General features: G+C 67.8%; 12 protein-coding genes. 6 read left to right on the top strand and 6 right to left on the bottom strand.

Annotation, left to right across the window (positions count from 1 at the left end; genetic code table 11):
* Nucleotides 1-149: 149 nt before the first annotated feature.
* The 3 genes from ACXJKH_RS04415 to ACXJKH_RS04405 form a co-directional block, all read right to left on the bottom strand.
* On the bottom strand, nucleotides 150-1,505 hold the full coding sequence (locus ACXJKH_RS04415) for a Gfo/Idh/MocA family protein (RefSeq protein ID WP_457318447.1): 1,356 nt from the start codon (nucleotides 1,503-1,505) through the stop codon (nucleotides 150-152).
* Nucleotides 1,506-1,557: 52 nt separating this feature from the next.
* Nucleotides 1,558-4,530, bottom strand: coding sequence for a TonB-dependent receptor domain-containing protein (locus ACXJKH_RS04410; protein ID WP_457318446.1), 2,973 nt, complete (start codon nucleotides 4,528-4,530; stop codon nucleotides 1,558-1,560).
* A gap of 137 nt (nucleotides 4,531-4,667) precedes the next feature.
* Nucleotides 4,668-8,027, bottom strand: a complete 3,360-nt coding sequence (locus tag ACXJKH_RS04405; RefSeq protein ID WP_457318445.1) for a TIM-barrel domain-containing protein — start codon at nucleotides 8,025-8,027, stop codon at nucleotides 4,668-4,670.
* A 322-nt stretch (nucleotides 8,028-8,349) separates the two neighbouring features.
* Between ACXJKH_RS04405 and ACXJKH_RS04400 the strand changes: the two genes are divergently transcribed.
* The 6 genes from ACXJKH_RS04400 to ACXJKH_RS04375 are packed head-to-tail and all read left to right on the top strand — an operon-like array spanning nucleotide 8,350 to nucleotide 15,581.
* Nucleotides 8,350-9,507, top strand: a complete 1,158-nt coding sequence (locus ACXJKH_RS04400) for an SIS domain-containing protein (protein WP_457318444.1) — start codon at nucleotides 8,350-8,352, stop codon at nucleotides 9,505-9,507.
* Between the two features lie 13 nt (nucleotides 9,508-9,520).
* Nucleotides 9,521-10,447 carry an ROK family protein gene (locus ACXJKH_RS04395; protein ID WP_457318443.1) on the top strand — a complete coding sequence of 309 codons (927 nt, stop codon included), beginning with the start codon at nucleotides 9,521-9,523 and terminating at the stop codon, nucleotides 10,445-10,447.
* 24 nt (nucleotides 10,448-10,471) lie between these two features.
* Nucleotides 10,472-11,800 (top strand): D-tagatose-bisphosphate aldolase, class II, non-catalytic subunit, encoded by a 1,329-nt coding sequence (locus ACXJKH_RS04390; RefSeq protein ID WP_457318442.1) that lies wholly within the window; start codon nucleotides 10,472-10,474, stop codon nucleotides 11,798-11,800.
* A gap of 33 nt (nucleotides 11,801-11,833) precedes the next feature.
* On the top strand, nucleotides 11,834-12,610 hold the full coding sequence (locus tag ACXJKH_RS04385; RefSeq protein WP_256774795.1) for a DeoR family transcriptional regulator: 777 nt from the start codon (nucleotides 11,834-11,836) through the stop codon (nucleotides 12,608-12,610).
* On the top strand, nucleotides 12,607-13,722 hold the full coding sequence (gene nagA, locus ACXJKH_RS04380) for an N-acetylglucosamine-6-phosphate deacetylase (RefSeq protein WP_457318441.1): 1,116 nt from the start codon (nucleotides 12,607-12,609) through the stop codon (nucleotides 13,720-13,722). The genes ACXJKH_RS04385 and nagA overlap by 4 nt, the downstream gene beginning before the upstream one ends.
* A gap of 53 nt (nucleotides 13,723-13,775) precedes the next feature.
* Nucleotides 13,776-15,581, top strand: coding sequence for an MFS transporter (locus ACXJKH_RS04375; RefSeq protein WP_457318440.1), 1,806 nt, complete (start codon nucleotides 13,776-13,778; stop codon nucleotides 15,579-15,581).
* 48 nt (nucleotides 15,582-15,629) lie between these two features.
* Here ACXJKH_RS04375 and ACXJKH_RS04370 read toward each other — a convergent pair whose 3' ends face one another.
* The 3 genes from ACXJKH_RS04370 to ACXJKH_RS04360 form a co-directional block, all read right to left on the bottom strand.
* On the bottom strand, nucleotides 15,630-16,052 hold the full coding sequence (locus ACXJKH_RS04370) for a SecDF P1 head subdomain-containing protein (protein WP_256774798.1): 423 nt from the start codon (nucleotides 16,050-16,052) through the stop codon (nucleotides 15,630-15,632).
* A 120-nt stretch (nucleotides 16,053-16,172) separates the two neighbouring features.
* Nucleotides 16,173-16,409, bottom strand: a complete 237-nt coding sequence (locus ACXJKH_RS04365; RefSeq protein WP_457318439.1) for a hypothetical protein — start codon at nucleotides 16,407-16,409, stop codon at nucleotides 16,173-16,175.
* Between the two features lie 71 nt (nucleotides 16,410-16,480).
* Nucleotides 16,481-17,092 (bottom strand): hypothetical protein (locus ACXJKH_RS04360; protein WP_457318438.1); only part of this gene is annotated, 612 nt, incomplete at its 5' end.

Genomic DNA, 17,092 nt, shown 5'->3' with positions numbered 1-17,092 from the left:
GCGTTGCGGTCGGCTATGTTCGCGATGGAAAGGCGGCGGTGGCAGAGATGGTGCTGGCCGATCGCATTGCGCCGCGCTGGCCTGCGGATTGAGGCGCCGGCCTTTCCCGAGGGCCTCCGGAGCAAGCGATTCGCTCCGGAGTGCCGCGCTCAATACGTCCCGTCAAACGCGAAAATCGGCTTGCGCTGCTTCCACAACCCGGCAGTGAAGTCCGGGAATTCCAACGTCTGGAAGCCGGTGGTGATGGACTGCTCCGACAATGGCGTAATCGCGCTCCAGGTGATGGCGTCGTAGATGTCGATCGGCATCGGCGCCCTGGCCTTGAGTGCTTCAACGAAGGCGTGGATGACGAACCAGTCCATGCCGCCGTGGCCGGCGCTGGCGGCGGTGGCGGCGTGCTGCTTCCACAGGGGATGCTCGTACTGGTCCTGGTAGGTCTTGAAGTCCTCCCACTTGTGCGGGGGGCTGCGGCCTTCGATGTGGATGGACTGGTTGACGTCCATCCACAGGCCCTTGGTGCCCTGCACGCGGAAACCCATCGAGTAGGGACGCGGCAGCGAGGTGTCGTGCTGCAGCAGGATCGTCTCGCCGTTCTCGCAGGCCAGCGTGGTGGTGACGATGTCGCCCAGCTTGAAAGCAACCTTGGTGCTGGGGTGGGTGGTGCCGCCACTCTTGGCCACGGTGTAATCGTGCAGCCCACGCGCCTTGCTGGCAAACGCGTTGATGTGGGTGAAGCGGTTGCCACGGTTGATGCCGGTGTACATCGCGCACGGGCCGATGCCATGGCTGGGGTACAGCTCGCCGTTGCGCTTGACCGAGTGCTCGGTGCGCCAGCGCGCTTCGGACCAGCCCTTGGCCCCGAACTCCACGCCGCTGTCATAGGGCTGGTCGGGGTCGCCGGAGTTGAACTTCACCCCGCGCAGGTCGTGCTGGTAACCGGCCTGCAGGTGCACCAGTTCACCGAACAGGCCCTTGCGTACCATCTGCAGCGCGGCCATCACATCGCGGCGGTAGCAGACGTTTTCCAGCAGCATGTACGGGGTGCCGGTGCTCAGCTGGGTCTTGAGCACGTCCCAGTGGTCCTGCAAGGTGATGCCGGCGACCACTTCACAGCCGACCGCGATCTTGGCCTGCATCGCGGCAATGGCCATCGGCGCGTGGTAGTCCCACGGCGTGGCGATGATCACGGCATCGAGGCCGCGCTGTTCGAGCAGGCGCTTCCAGGCGTTGACGTCGCGGTCCTGGCCGTAGGTTTTCGGCGTCGGCTTGCCGGCCTTGGCCACTTTTTCCAGGGCGCGACCGAGCATGATCGGTTCGATGTCGCACAGCGCCACCACCTCGACATCGTCGCGGCGCACCAGTTCGGTCAGCAGCACCTGGCCACGCATACCGGTACCGATCAGGCCCAGTCTTACCTTGCGCCCGCGCGCCCAGGCCGGCGTCTGCGGCAGCAGGCTGGTGGCGGCGACGGCCGCGCTGGCGGCGATGAATTCCCTACGTTTCATGGACAGTACCTCGTTTGAAGATCGCGCCGGCGTGCACCGGCGCGATGAAGCATCAGAACTTGTAGCCGACGGTCAGACTGTAACCACGACCGTAGATGGTGGCGTAATCGCTGGAGTCGCCGAGGAAGCTGTTCGGATCGTAGAACGGCAGGCGGTCGAACAGGTTCTTGATGGTGAAGCCGACATTCCAGTGCTCATCCGGGCGCCAGCCCACGCTGAGGTTTGCCGTCCACCACGACGGGGCACCATCGCACTTGCTCTGCTCCAGCGGCAGGTAGCCGGCGGTGCAGGTCTGCGGGTTGTTGTCTTCCTCATCGATCTGCTGCAGCGCCCACTTGGTGCCGCCCACGTAGTTGATGAACATGCTGGTGGTGAACTGCTTGTAGGTCCAGTCGGCGTTGAGCGTGGCACGCAGGCGCGGGTTGTTGTAATAGCCGACCAGGTCGCCGTAGTACCAGCCGCTTTCCGCGTCGGTGTAGGAGCGGTTGCGGTTGGCGATGGTGGCGGCCAGGCCGATGTTGAGGTTGCCCCAGTCGCCCAGGGTGAAGCGGCTGCGCGCGTCGATGTCGAAGCCGTCGATGAGCGTCTTGCCGCGGTTCTTGTACTGGCCCACCACGCTGGCCACGTTGCCCACGCTGTAGCCGGGCAGCGTGCCGGGGCAGCTGACGCCGCTGGCCGGGTCGGCGCACATCGCCGCCAGCGCGGCCTGGTTGGCACGGTCGCTGTCGGTGATCGGCGAGCGCGTTGAGGCGATGATGTCTTCGTCGCGGGTGAAGTCCGGGGCGACGATTTCGTTGCTGCGGTAGATGAACCAGTAGTCGGCCGACACCGACAGCCACTGGGTGGGCTCGTAGACGAAGCCGAGCGTGGTGATCTTGGCCTTCTCCGGCTTCAGGTCCGGGTTGGGCTGGGTCATGCGCGCCACGGTGCGGCTGCAGTCGCTGTTGAGCAGGGTCTTGCCCAGGTCCACATCACCGCCGCGGCCGGATTTCAGCAGCAGGTTGGCAATGGCGTTGGTCTCGTTGCAGCGTACTTCGTCGCGGTAGCCGCCCAGCTGCGCAAACACCCCGCCGTTGCCGGACTCGGCCAGGCTGGGTGCACGGAAGCCCGTGGAGTACGTGCCGCGCAGCATCAGCTGGTCGAACATCTGGTACTTCAGGCCGATCTTCGGGGCCAGGTTGGCGCTGAAGTCGGGGTACTTGTCCACGCGCAGCGCAGCGTCCAGTTCCAGCTTCTCGGTGAGCGGGGCCACGGTTTCGGCAAACAGCGCATAGGTGTTGCGCTTGCCGTCGAACCACGAGCCGCCCTGCTGGGTGATCAGGCCGTTGGCCGCATCCGGGTTGCCGGGGGTGTAGAAGGTTTCGCGGCTGGCGTTGAAGCCGAAGGCCGCACGTACCTCACCGGCGGGCAGGCTGAACAGCGGGCCTTCGATCTTGCCGTCCAGGGTGTGCAGGCGCGTCCACGACTGGATGTCGAAAGTGGGGAACGCCTCGCGGATCAGCGCGGCGTTGGCTTCGCTGAGCTCGCCGAACGTGTAGGCCGGATGGTCGGAGATGATCACCCGCCCGGTGCCCGGGTCGATGCTGTACGGGCCGAAGGCCTTCTCGAAACCGGCCAGGTTGACGTTGGTGGTCTGGTAGGTGACCGAGTGGCTGCCGGCGGTGGCGAACGCGGTTTCCCAGTTCCAGTCACCCACGTCGCCACGCAGGCCGGCCACCACGCGGTAGCTCTGGTCGGTGTTGCGCTGGCCGAAGTGGTTGGCGCCCACGTCCTGCAGCAGGTACTGCAGGCCGACCACGCCGCCCATCAGGGCTTTCAGTTCGGGCGACGCGTGGTTGTATTCGTTGTTCGGACCCAGGTACGGGTACAGGAACTGGTTGACCGTGGTGCCGGTGTTGCGCGAGAACCAGCTGGTGGGGTTGCCGGTGGTAGTGCCGTAGGCGCGCGGGGTGCCGCCGTTGGCGGTCAGGTCGATGTCGGTATAGGTCGCCTCGGCGAAGGCTTCGGTGCTGTCGCCAATGAGGAAATGCGCGTTGACGTAGGCGGTGTTGCGCTCGGATTTGGCGCCGGCATCGATCTCGTTGTTCATCCACGTCTCCCAGATACAGCGCGGGCCGGCCGCTTCGCTGGTGAGCACGTTGTTGCAGCCTGGCGCGGCTTCCTGCACGCGGCGACCGGTGACCGGGTCGAAGGCGAAGTAGCTGCCGGGGTTGAACTCGCCCGGCTTGCTGCCGGTGCCCAGGCGCAGGTTGGGCAGGTAGTTGGGGTTGTTGACGTAGTACTGGCTGGGGCGCTTGTCGTAGAAATCGCTCAGCGGAATCGCATCACGGCGGTACAGGTTGACCGAGGCGTAGACGTTGTAACGGTCAGCGTCGAGGTCGCCGAAGCCGGCGGTGATGCTGCCCTGGTGTTCGCCGTAGGAGCTGATGCGCGAGGATTTATCGGTGGTGAGGTTGATCTCGGCGCCCTGGTAGGAGCGCTTGGTGATCACGTTGATCACGCCGGCCACCGCATCGGTGCCGTACACCGCCGAGGCGCCGTCGGTGAGCACTTCCATGCGTTCGATGGCCGCGGCCGGGATCGCATCGATGTTGACGAACTGGGTCTGGAAGCCGGCCGGCGCGCCGTAGTACGACAGGCGACGGCCGTTCAGCAGCACCAGCGTGCCCTGCGCGCCGAGGCCACGCAGGTTGGCCTGCGAGGCACCATCGGAGCCGGTGAACAGCGAGCGCGAATCCTGCTGGCCCGGACGCGCTGCGGGCAGGTTGTCGAGCACTTGCAGCAGGGTGCGTGCGCCCATGTTCTCGATGTCCTGCTTGCTGATCACCTGCACCGGCGAGGCGGTTTCCACGTCGGTGCGGCGGATGTTGGAGCCGGTCACTTCGATGCGCGACAGCTCGGTGGCCTTGGGATCGGGGGTGGCGTCCTGCGCGTTGGCACTGCCGACCACGGCAACGGCCAGGCCGAGTGCGATGGACAAGGGGGTAGCGGTGATGCGGCGATGGCGATGGCGTTCGGTCAACATCTTTGTCTCCTTGTTCGATCCGCAGCGTGGGGCTGGCGGTGGATGGGTGTTTTCGGGCAAACGTCCCCCGTTCCGCGGCCGGCGGGCCGCAGTCGGGAAAACGCAGAGAGCTGTTTTTGAAGCGGGCGGTTGAGCGGTTACGGCGACACGATGCTGGCGGTATCGCCCTCCTGTCCGATCAGGGCGGCATTGGCCCAGTTGCCACAGACCTGCGCAGGCGTCTGGCCCTGCGCGCCCAGCGTACGCAGGCTCAGGCGCTGCAGGCCGCGCACGTCCAGTTCCGGTTTGACCACGCCCGGTGCCTTGACCAGGCCGCTGTCGTACAGCAGCCGGCCATCGCCCCAGACCTGGAACTGCATGCCACCGGCGGCGCGGCATTGGTCATCGATGCCGAGGTCGGCGCGCAGCAGGCGCCAGCTGCCGCCCAGCTGCAGGTCGATGCGGCTGCTGGCATTCACGCCCAGGCCGCGACGGAAGTGCAGGCCGTTCATGCGCATGTCCGCCGTGCCGCCGAAGGCGTGGTCGGTGGCGACGCTGGCCTGCAACGCGGCCGGCAGTGGCAATGCGGACAGGTACAGCTGCTGCGCCGGCTTTTCAGGCTGCTGGTGTTCCAGCACATGGAAGGTCGACAGCACGATCGGACCCACATCGCGCGGTTGCAGCGCATCCACCGCGCGGGCCACGCTGCCCTGCGCGGCGGTCACCATCGGATCGGACGCACTGGCGCCGTCGCCTTCCGGGTTCTGCGTGCTCAACACGCGGAAGCGCAGCAGGCGGCCGGCGTGGGCGGGGAAGTCGATCTGTTGCTTGCCCTGCTGCAGGATCAGGCGACCGCGCTTGACCGGTTCGCCCCACTCGCCGTTGCTGTCGGCCAGGTAGATCTCGTAGTCGCGGATCTGCCCGTTCTTCCAGTGCTGGTCGTTGCGCGGGGCCAGTTCGATGCCATCGATCAGCTTGCGCTCGCCGAAGCCGACCACCCATTCGTGCGCGCCGGTCTTGACCGCCTGGTTGCGCACCGTGCGGAACCACGTGGCCGGATCGTCGTCGAAGGCCTTTTCCAGTTCGTAGCCCTGTTCTTCGGCCGGGCGGTTGACCACCAGCAGGCTGTCCGACGGCAGTGCACGGCCAAGTTCGGGCGCAGCCGGGTAGGCGTCATCGGCCACGGCGGCGGCGACCGGTAGCGCCAGTTGTAGGCGCAGCGGCTGGCGGATGTCGCTGGGGGCGGTACGCACGTGCACGGTGCCGCGACGCTCGCTGGCATCGAAGTACCAGCCTTCGCTGGCCGCCTGCCATGCCGCCTTGTCGGCCAGCATCGGCAACGTGCGCTCGCCCAGCGTTACCGCACTCGGACGCTGGCGGCTGAGCACCCGCAGGCCATAGCGGCGCTGCGCCCGCTGGCCGGCGTACTGGCCCTGCACGGCATCGATGCGCACCTGCACCGGGCCACTGCCTTGCGCCGGTGCCTGCACGTGGATCTGCTGGGTGCTGGATTCGCCCTTCTCGTAGCGGCGGGTGGCGCCGTCGTCTTCGTACAGGGTGTAGCTGGCCTCGCCCTGCGGATACAGGTCGAAGGTCACTTCATCGAGGGGCTTTTCACCGTCGTAGAGCATGTCCGGGTACATCGGGATGATCGCCCCGGCGCGCACGAACACCGGGATCGTGGCCAGGTCGACCGGGCGGTCCAGCGAACGTCCGTCGGCACCGGCCTGCAGTTGGCGCCCGTCCCAGTAGTCGATCCAGCGGCCCGGCGGCAGGTGGATGTCGCGGCGCCAGCCACGGCTGGCGGCCTGGCTGCGGTACACCGGGGCGATCAGCAGTTCGCGGCCGAGCAGGAACTGATACTTGTGCGCTTCGGTATACGCCTGCGGGTCCTGCGGGTAGTCCCACATCAGCGCGCGCAGCGGCGGTGCGCCGCTGGTGGCCRCATCGTGCGCCAGCCCGTACATGTACGGGGTCATGCGCATCTTCAGCTTGAGGTAGTCGCGGTTGACGCTGCGGTACGGCTCGTCGAACCACCACGGGTGCTTGCGCGCATTGGCCGACCAGCCGGACATGCCCATCAGCACGGGGGTGAAGCTCTTCCACTGCAGGTCGCGGGTGAAGGTTTCGGCGCTGCCGCCGAAGATCGCATCCACATCGCCACTGGCATAGGCCATGCCGGACAGGCCCGAGCCGATCAGGGTCGGGATGTGCCAGCGGATGTAATCCCAGCTGCTGCTCTGGTCGCCGGTCCAGGCCACCGCGTAGCGCTGGATGCCACCCCAGCCCATCACCGTCCACAGGAACGGACGCGAGTCGGAGTTGTTGAGAATGCCGTTGAACGCGGACTGGTTGGCGTCCATCGCGAACTGGTAGCCCTTGCCGGTCCAGGCCACGTCCAGCTTCTGCACGCGGCTGCCGGCGGTGCCCACTTCCCAGGCGATCTTGTCCACGCCGTTCTCGGTCCACAGGCCGGTCTTGAAGCCGTATTTCGCCAAGCCCTGCACCGTTTCCGGGAGTTTTTTATAACCGCAGCCGTACCCGTCGTTGGGCAGGATCCAGCCGCCGGGCATGTCGTGCGCGCGGTACTGCTTGGCCACGCTGTCGACCACGTCCGGGGTGGTGCCGGTGGGGCCATCGCTCCAGCCGTCGGGCACGCTGCCGGGCTTCTTGATGTTGTCGGCGTCGTTGTAGCAGTCCGCATCGCCGTAGGAGAACGCCCAACGCGGCAGCAGGCCGGCGCGGCCGGTCAGCGTGGTGTAGCGGTCCAGCAGCGTGTGCAGGCTGGGCCCGACGAAGTAGTACGCATCGAAGCGGTCTTCGCGATGCAGCAGCGTGGCCTGGTCGGCCTGGCGCAGGTCGTAGCTGCCATCGCTCCAGGTGTTGCGCAGCATGCCCCAGCCGCGCGAGCTGAGCAGCATCGGTGCCGGGTTGGGGCGGTCGCCCTCTTCCCAGCCACCGGAGTAGGACACCTCCAGCTCGCGGCCCTTGAACTCAAAGCGGCCGTTCTGCTGGCCACCGCCGTAGAAGTGTTCGCCGGCCTCGCTGGACAGCACCTGCACGCTCTGCTCCTTGTCCAGGTCCAGCGGCTGCAGTTCGCGCCACAGCGCGATGTCGGTGCCCTGCTCGCGGCGGTCCAGCGCCAGCCGCAGCGGCGTGCGCTGGATGTGCAGCACCAGCGCATCGGTGCGGATGCGCACTTCGTTGCCGTCTTCTTCCAGCTGGAAGGCGACCTTGGCCGCCGGCTGCGGCAGCACGATCGGGGCGGCCTTGTCGCCGGCCGGCCGCAGTGTGCCGTTGCGCCCGGCCTGGATGCGCAGCACGTCCGCGCCGAGCAGGTCCACGCGCAGCGCCACGCCGTTGTCGGTGCTCAGCGTCCAGCCAGGGCTGCCGTCCTTGCCGGGGGCGGCAGTGATGGCGCGCAGGTTGCCCAGCGGTTCGGCCATCACCGGTGCGGCCACCGCCAGCGCGGCCAGCAGTGCGATCGTCAAACCCGTGCGTCGTACCCGGAATTCCACCTTGCCCCCAAGCCCGCGATGAGCGGATATCTGCAACCAGTGCGGCCGACTCTAGGGCAGGGTCTCGAAAGATGTCAATAAATTGCAAAGAAAAAAGAAGGATATTTTAGGATAAACGAAAGTTGTTGCGGGGCACCACTTTCTATATGGCGGCTGAATGCGGACTTCGTGTCGCGTGTAACCATGTCGCAGCGCGGCATCTGTGCCATTGGCGCCGTATTGTTCGCGGGAAAATGTGATCGACCCAGCTTTTCTTTATCTTTCGATATTTGACATTTCGAAAGAAAACACAGAAGGTGCGGTCGCCCAACAGGAATTGCGAATGGACGCTTCTCTGCTCACTGATTTGCCCGCGTGGCAGCGCCTCGGCGGCGCCTATACCGCCGAAGAAATCGCCCAGCAGCCGCGCATGTGGACGGCGCTGGCCGACAGCCTGGACAGCGCGCAGGCGAAGATCGATACCTTCCTCGGCCAGGCCCTGCGCCAGCCGGGCCAACTGGTCATCTTCACCGGCGCCGGCAGCTCGGGCTTCATCGCCGAGATGGTGGCCGACCAGATCAACGCGCAGTGGCCGGCCGAAGTGCGCGCCCTGCACACCACCAGCCTGCTGACCCACCCGGCGCTGTACCTGCGCCGCGACCGCCCGACCCTGCTGGTGTCCTTCGGCCGCAGCGGCTCCAGCCCGGAAAGCGTTGCCGTGGTGGAGCTGGTGCGTGCGATGGTGGATGAGGCGCGCTTCCTGGATATCACCTGCAACCCCGACGGCGAACTGGCCCGGCGTGGCCAGGGCCGCAGCGACACGCTGTCGCTGCTGATGCCGGCGGCCAGCTGCGACCGTGCGTTCGCCATGACCAGCAGCCTGAGCTGCATGCTGCTCGCCGCGCTGAGTGTGTTCGACACCGCGCCGTGGCCGCAGCGCCTGCAGCGTCTGCGCACGCTTGCCACGCACGGTGAGCAGGCGCTGGGCGCCTGGGATACCGGCGTGGGTACACTGGCGCAAGCGGCGTATTCGCGGGTGATCTACCTGGGCAGCGGCCCGCTGGAAGCGCTGGCACGCGAGGCAGCGCTGAAGGTCCTCGAACTCACCGGCGGCCGCGTCCTGGCGCTGGCCAACACGCCGCTCGGCTTCCGTCATGGTCCCAAGTCCACGCTCGATGGCGACACCCTGGTGGTGATGCTGCGCAGCGCGCAGCCGCTGTCGCGCCGCTACGAGCAGGACCTGCTGGACGAACTGCGCCGCGACCGCATCGCCGCCAAGGTGATCTCGGTGGGCCCCGACGGCGCCGACCGCGTCGAGGGCGACTTCGTCCTGGATGCGCCCGCGCTGGCCGACCCGTGGCTGGCGCCGCTGTGGCTGCTGGTGCCGCAGTGCTATGCCCTGCAGCGCTCGGCCGCGCTCGGCATCACGCCGGACAATCCCTTCCCCGACGGCACCGTCAACCGGGTCGTCCAGGGCGTGACCATCCATCCCCATGGCTGAGCAGGCAACGCCCATGCAGTGTTGGTACGGCCTCGATGTGGGTGGCACCAAGATCGAACTGGTCGCCTACGACGGCGACCTGCGCGAGCTGCATCGGCAGCGGGTGGGCACGCCGACCCAGGACTACGACGCGTTCCTGCAGGCCATCGCCGGTCTGGTGCACGGCGCGGACGCGGCATTGGGCGGTGCAGGCATTGCCATCGGCATCGGCCTGCCCGGCGTGCGCGACCGCGTCAGCGGCCGCCAACTGAGCGCCAACGTACCGGTGCTGACCGGGCGCCTGGTCGGTGATGACCTGCAGGCGTTGCTGCAACGCCCGCTGCAGTTCGGCAACGACCTGCAGTGCTTCGCGTTGAGCGAGGCACACGGCGGCGCGGGTGCGGGCTACGCGAGCATGTTCGGCGCGATCCTCGGCACCGGTGCCGGTGGCGGCTTCTGCGTGGGTGGGCGCCTGGTCGCCGGTGCCAACGGCATTGCCGGCGAGTGGGGGCACTGGAGCATTCCGGCCACCCTCCTGCAGCGCCATGCCTTGCCGGTGCTGGCCTGCGCCTGCGGCTTGCGCGGCTGCCTGGAGCGGTATGTCTCCGGCAATGGGCTGACGTTGATTTACGAAGGCCGCGGCGGCGAGGCGATGGACGCCACGACCGTGGTGGCCCTGGCCGCCGCCGGCGATCCCATCGCGGCGCAGGCGCTGGCGGTCCACCGCGATCTGCTCGGTTACAGCTTCGCCAACCTCATCCTGGCCGTCGATCCACACGTGATCGTGCTCGGCGGCGGGCTGTCCAAGCTGGAGCAGCTCTACCGCGACCTGCCAGCGGCGATCGCTCCGTACCTGTTCCAGGGGGTGCGCGTGCCCCCGATCCTGCCGCCGGCCTTCGGCGATGCCGGTGGCGCACGCGGCGCCGCCCTGCTCGCGCGGCAGCACCACCGGGCCCACTGATCTTCCGTTGTTACTGGAGTTGCCATGTCTGCCATCCAATCGCTGATCGCCGCCCATCGCCAAGGCCACCCCGTCGGGCTGTACAGCGTGTGCTGCAGCAACGCACAGGTGCTGCTGGCGGCGATGCAGGTGGCCCGGCGCTACGACACCCTGCTGCTGATCGAGGCGACCTCCAACCAGGTCGACCAGTTCGGCGGCTATACCGGCATGACCCCGCCGCAGTACCGCGACTACGTGCTGCAGCTGGCACGCGACGCCGGCTTCCCGGCCGAGCGATTGGTGCTGGGCGGCGATCACCTCGGCCCCAACGCCTGGCAGAAGGGTCCGGCCGAGGCGGCCATGGCCAATGCGCGCGTGCTGATCGCCGCCTACGTGGCCGCCGGCTTCCACAAGATCCACCTGGACTGCAGCATGTCCTGCGCCGATGACCCGGTGCCGCTGCCGGACGCGACCGTCGCGGCGCGCTCGGCCGAGCTGGCGCGCATCGCCGAGCGGACCGCTGCCGAGCACGGCCTGCCGCCGCCGGTGTATGTGATCGGGACCGAGGTGCCGATCCCCGGTGGCGAGGCCTCACTGGCCGGTGGCCTGCAGGTCACCACGCCCGCCGCCGCGGCGACCACGCTGGCGATCCACCGCGAGGCGTTCGCCGCGCCGGACCTGCTGCCAGCGTGGGAGCGGGTGATCGCGATGGTGGTGCAGCCGGGTGTGGATTTCGACCACAGCAGCGTGCACTACTACGACCCGGCCGCCGCGGCCGAACTGTCGGCGTTTGTCGAGCAGCAGCCGCGCATCGTGTTCGAGGCACACTCCACCGATTACCAGACCGAAGCTGGCCTGCATGCGCTGGTGCGCGATCACTTCGCCATCCTCAAGGTGGGCCCGGCGGCGACCTATGCCTTCCGCGAGGCGGTGTTCGCACTGGCGATGATCGAGCGCGAACTGCTGCCCGCCGCGCAGTGCTCGAACCTGATCGAGGTGCTGGACCGCTGCATGGTCGACATGCCAGGCAGCTGGCGCAGCTATTACCAGGGCGATGAAGACCAACTGCGCCTGCTGCGCGCGTACGCACTCAGTGACCGCAGCCGCTATTACTGGGGTGAAGCGCCGGTGCAGGCAGCACTGGACACCCTGCTGGCCAACCTGACCGAACACGCGCCGCCGCAGATCCTGCTCAGTCAGTTCCTGCCCACCCAGCAGCTGGCCATCGAACGCGGCGAGCTGCAGGCCGAGCCCCGCGCGCTGATCCAGCACAAGGTGGCCGAGCGCCTTGCCGAGTACGCCCGCGCCTGCAATCGCAACCGGGCAGCTGCCGATAACGAAACTTCCCGGGCCACGGAGCTTTCGGAACGGTAAGCTTTGGCTTTCCTTCTGAACGGAATCGTCCCCATGCGCAACACACGGCAGCGCCGCCAACAGATCCTGCAGTTGCTGGTCGACCACGGCAACGTGCAGGTCAGCGATCTCGTCGAGCGCTTTGGCGTGTCGGCGGTGACCATCCGCGCCGACCTGACCCACATCGAGTCGCAGGGCATGGCCACCCGCACCCACGGCGGCGCCACGCTGGTGCGCACGCCGCTGCCGGAGCAGGACATCCACGAGAAGGACACGCTGAACCTGCCGGTCAAGGACAGCATCGGCGCGCACGCGGCTGGGCTGGTCAAGGCAGGCGACAACATCATCATCGACTCCGGCTCCACCACGATGACCCTGGCCCGCCACCTGCGCGCGCACCGCGACGTGACGGTGATGACCAACGGCCTGAACATCGCCTGGGAGCTGGCCAACGCACCGGGGGTTGAGCTGCTGCTCACCGGTGGACTGCTGCGCAAGCAGTCGCTGTCGCTGCAGGGCAGCCAGGCCGAGGCCAGCCTCAACACCTACAGCTTCGACACCCTGTTCCTGGGCGTGGATGGCCTGGACCTGCAGTTCGGTCTCACCACCCACCACGAGGCCGAAGCCAGCCTCAACCACCGCATGGTCGAGCGCGCGCGCCGCATCGTGGTGCTGACCGATGCCTCCAAGTTCGGCCGGGTCAGCCTGCACCGTATCGCACAGCTGGACCAGGTCCATACCGTCATCACCGACGCCAGCATCGACGCCGAGTACCTGGAAGGACTGCAGCGGCTGGGCATCGAAGTGATCATCGCCGAGTCCCCGCCTTGACCCAGACCCGCTCCCTGCATGGCCGCCTGCTCACCGCTACCGGTTGGATGCGCGGCGACATCCATTTCGACCAGCGCATCACCGCCATCGACACCGCGCACGAAGACCGGCGCGATGACCACGAGGTACCGCTGATCCTGCCCGGCTTCATCGACCTGCACGTGCATGGCGCGGCCGGCGTGGACATCATGCAGGGTGGCGAGGCGGGGCGCACCGTCGCCCGAACGCATGCGCGCCACGGCACCACCGCACTGCTGGGCACCACCATGACCGCGCACGAGGATGACATCGTGCAGGCGCTGGCGGGCCTGGCCGCGGTGATCGCAACGCGCGCGCCCGGGACGGCGCGCATGCTGGGCGTGCATCTGGAAGGCCCCTTCATCAGCGCCCAGCGCCTGGGCGCGCAGCCCCCGCTGGTGGTGGAAGCCACGCTGGACGACGTGCGCCGCCTGCATGCCATCGCCCCGATCAAGGTACTGACGCTCGCCCCGGAGATCGGCCAGCACCTGGCGCTGATTCCCGCGCTGAGCGCCCTGGGCATCCGCGTGCAGCTCGGCCACAGCGCCGGCAGCTACGCCGACGGCGTGGCCGCACTGCAGGCCGGCGCGTCGGGCTTCACCCATCTGTTCAACGGCATGACCGGCGTGGACCACTACCACCCGGGCATCGCCACCGCCGCGCTCGCCCATGCCGAGTACGCCGAGCTGATTCCCGATCTGCAGCACGTGCACCCCGGCGCCATCCGCACCGCGCTGCGCGCGATCCCAAAGCTCTACTGCGTCACCGATGCCACCGCCGCCACCGGCATGCCCGATGGCGAGTACGCGCTGGGCGTGCAGCGCGTGCACAAGTGCCTGGGCTGCGTGCGCCTGTCGACCGGCTCGCTGGCCGGCAGCGCGCTGACCATGGACCAGGCACTGCGCAACCTGGTGTCGTTGGGGTTGGATATCGCCGATGCCAGCAACCGGCTGTCGCGCTACCCCGCCGATTACCTGGGCATCGCCGATCGCGGTCGCCTCGCGCTCGGCGCCTGGGCCGACCTGGTCGTGCTCGACCGCGACCTGCAGGTGCGCGGGGTGGTGGTGGAAGGCGACGACATCGCACTCGATTAAGCGTTGAATCCCGCGCCGATGCGGCGCATGCAGTTGCAGACAGGACCGGCTCGATGAATCAGGTTTCCGCCGCTACGCCCATGCATGCCCACGCCGACGCGCCGCGCTGGCCGGTACGCTATCTGTTGTTCATCGGCGGCATGGGCGGCCTGCTCTACGGCATCGACATCGGCATCATCGCCGGCGCCCTGCCCTACCTGGAAGCGACCGCGACCGCGAGCTGGCACCTCACCAGCCAGCAGCTGGGCTTCGTGGTCGCTGCGGTGCTGCTGGGCAGCGTGCTGTCCTCGTTGTTCGCCGGCATGGTCGCCGACCTGATCGGCCGCCGTGGGGCGATGCTGGTGGCCGGCGTGCTGTTCACCGCCAGCATTCCGGTCATGGCACTGTCCGATGGCTACGCCGCGCTGTTGATGGGGCGCCTGCTGCAGGGTGTAAGCGGCGGCCTGATCGGTGTGGTGGTGCCGCTGTACCTGGCCGAAGTGCTCAGCCCCGAGCGGCGTGGCCGCGGCGCGGCGATGTTCCAGCTGCTGCTGACCATCGGGCTGGTACTGGCCGCCTTGATCGGTCTGTACCACGCGCATACCGTGGACGCGGCGACCGACGCGGTGCGCCAGCTGCCCGCCGCCGAGCAGCAACGGCTGCTGTTCGTGGTCAAGGACCACGCCTGGCGCACGATCTTCTGGAGTTGCCTGCTGCCCGGCCTGGTGTTCACCGCCGGCGTGCTGCTCATCAGCGAATCACCGCGCTGGCTGGTCCGCCGTGGGCGCATCGACAAGGCACGCGTTGCCCTGCAGCGCACGGTCGCCGCTGCCGAGGTGGAGCCGACCCTGCAGCGCATGCAGGCTCCGGACGACGTGCAGGCCGGCCGCAACGGCACGCGCGATCCGCTGCTGAGCCGGCGCTATGTGTGGCCGTTCGTGCTGGCCTGCCTGGTGCTGGCCTTCACCCAGGCCACCGGCATCAACTCGGTGCTGGCCTACGCGGTCAACATTCTCAACCAGGCCGGCCTGCCCGGCTCGGTGGCCAATGGCGCGGACGTGGCGATCAAGCTGCTCAACGCGATCATGACGGTGGTGGCGCTGGTGCTGGTGGACCGCAAGGGCCGCAAGTTCCTGCTGATGTTGGGCAGCGGCGGCATCACCGTGGCGCTGCTGGCGGCCGCGCTGTTGTTCGTGAAGAGCGAGCACGGCCGCGTGGACGTGCATGCGCAGCTGCAGCAGCAGGTGGCCGGCAGCAGCTTGTCGTTGCCGCTGGACGCCGCGCAGTGGCAGCGGCTGGATGGCCATGCCGGCATGGGGCCGCAGCAGTTGACGGTGTCCTATGCGTACGGCGGTTTCAGCAACGTGCGTTCGTTGCGCAGCGACAATCCCATCGATGCCGCGCTGGAGATCCGCCGTGAGGATGCGGTCTCGGCTGACAGCGTGATCGGCGCGTTCTTCCGCACGCTGCACCTCAACCCGTTCCCGGACCCGGCCCATGCCGCGCAGGCGCCGCTGGTGATCGAGCGCGCCATGATCGGCCCGGTCCCCTCGCCCACCCACGGCTGGCTGGTGGCCGGCTGCATCCTGCTGTTCGTGGCCTTCTTCGCCGTCGGTCCCGGCGTGTGCGTGTGGCTGGCGCTGTCCGAACTGATGCCCACCCGGATCCGCTCCAACGGGATGAGCATCGCGCTGCTGATCAACCAGTTCGTGTCCACCGTGATCGCGGCGATCTTCCTGCCCACGGTCGGCCACCACGGCTATGCCAGCATGTTCTTCTTCTGGGCCGGCTGCACGTTGCTGTACTTCCTGATCGCCGCCTTCTGGCTGCCGGAAACCAAGGGGAAGACGCTGGAGCAGATCGAGGCTACGTTCCGTTGATGAAACGCGCCGGTGGTCAAGCCACCGGCCCTCGCAGGCTGTGTTCGGCTAGTGCGCTTTGCCGGTGATCTCGGTGAATATCCGCTGCGCGTCGGTGGCATCTTCCAGCCCGGCGACCTGCATCGCCTTGCCGAAGGGCCCCCGGATGGTGGCGACCGTCAGCACCCGGTCGCCCACGGTAAAGGCCACACGGCGGCCGACCCGCGCCTCGGTGGCCGCCAGGATGCGTGGCGCGGCGGCCTCGGTCATCTGCAGGTTGAGTACCGGCTGGCCGGTGGAATCCATCCCCAGCGCCACCGACGCTACGTCGGCGGTGAGAACGAAAGGCGGCTCCAGCAGCGCAAGCGGGGTGCCGTCGCGATTCTTCAGGTGGGTGGAGCCGGCGGCGCGCTGTTCGTCCACTTCGCGCATCAAAATGCGGGCCTGGGGCAGCGGTGCAACACCGGCGACATCCGCAACAGGGGAGGTCATCTCCTTCCGCGGGCAACCGGTCAGGGCGACACATCCAGCCAGGATCAGTCCAGTCAGCACAACAGCGCGCATACATCCACCTCCACTCGGATCTGGGAGCAGTATCACCGCTCGGGCGACTCAACGCAGCCGGCGAAGCCGCCAGCCCACCACAATCTGCAGCACACCGTAGATAAGACTGCCCACACCGATCCACACCAGTGCCATCACACCGATCGCCCAGGCCAGCGCGGTGGCGGCCGCCAGCGGCCGGGCGATGGCGATCAGGCCGAACACCACGGCCACGATGCCGTACAGCAGCAGTACCCACCAGCTGCGGCCGATCAGGGACAACACAGGGGACAAGGGGGTGTTCATCGCCAGCGCCGTGCAGGGGTCAGTGGTCCATCCGGCGCCGGGCGATGAGAGGCTCGATCACCGCGTGTCCATCAGCCCGTCGCGGTAGCCGCCTCCGCCAGCAGCCGCTGCTCGGCCTCGGCACTGAAACGATAGCCGCCGTCCACCGGCACGATGGCACCGTCGGCCACCCGCGCGTTCCACCAGTCCTCGACGAACCCGGGCGCGAAGCCACCGGTCTTGAAGCCGAACGGCGCCGCGACGAGGTCGAAGGGCAGCATGAGTTCGTAGCACGGCGTTGCGTAGTCATTCTGCTCGGCCGGGAGTTTGAGGAACTGCGTGAACGACCTGGCCGTAGCCAACTGCGAATACAGCCAGAACATCCAGTCGTACATGCGGTGCGAGTCTGCGTCGGCGTGCAGGGCGAAGAAGCCCTTCTCTTCGGTGATCTTCCTAGCCAGCGCGCGCAGGTGGCGCTCGCCGTGCGGACGCACGGCCACCGATGCATCCAGCGCGCGGCGCACGATCGGTGACAAGGTGCCCCGATCCACCGTGACCAGATCGATCTCCAGCGTTTCGGCGGCGTCATCGAAGGCCTCCTCGTCCACCAGCCCGCGGATGAACGCGGCAAAGTCCGGGGCGACCACCGTGATCGCGTAGTCCGCCTCCTGGTCCACATGCACCACCTGCGGCTCGCCCTGCGG

It is taken from the genome of Stenotrophomonas sp. P5_B8 (assembly GCF_054049855.1).
Note: the sequence above shows the minus strand (reverse complement) of the source record. Positions and strands in the feature narration are given on the sequence as shown.

Coding starts and splice junctions, on each gene's coding strand:
- ACXJKH_RS04415 (WP_457318447.1), bottom strand. CDS start 1,505: ATGAAACGTAGGGAATTCATCGCCGCCAGCGCGGCCGTCGCCGCCACC.
- ACXJKH_RS04410 (WP_457318446.1), bottom strand. CDS start 4,530: ATGTTGACCGAACGCCATCGCCATCGCCGCATCACCGCTACCCCCTTG.
- ACXJKH_RS04400 (WP_457318444.1), top strand. CDS start 8,350: ATGGACGCTTCTCTGCTCACTGATTTGCCCGCGTGGCAGCGCCTCGGC.
- ACXJKH_RS04395 (WP_457318443.1), top strand. CDS start 9,521: ATGCAGTGTTGGTACGGCCTCGATGTGGGTGGCACCAAGATCGAACTG.
- ACXJKH_RS04390 (WP_457318442.1), top strand. CDS start 10,472: ATGTCTGCCATCCAATCGCTGATCGCCGCCCATCGCCAAGGCCACCCC.
- ACXJKH_RS04385 (WP_256774795.1), top strand. CDS start 11,834: ATGCGCAACACACGGCAGCGCCGCCAACAGATCCTGCAGTTGCTGGTC.
- ACXJKH_RS04375 (WP_457318440.1), top strand. CDS start 13,776: ATGAATCAGGTTTCCGCCGCTACGCCCATGCATGCCCACGCCGACGCG.
- ACXJKH_RS04370 (WP_256774798.1), bottom strand. CDS start 16,052: ATGACCTCCCCTGTTGCGGATGTCGCCGGTGTTGCACCGCTGCCCCAG.
- ACXJKH_RS04365 (WP_457318439.1), bottom strand. CDS start 16,409: ATGAACACCCCCTTGTCCCCTGTGTTGTCCCTGATCGGCCGCAGCTGG.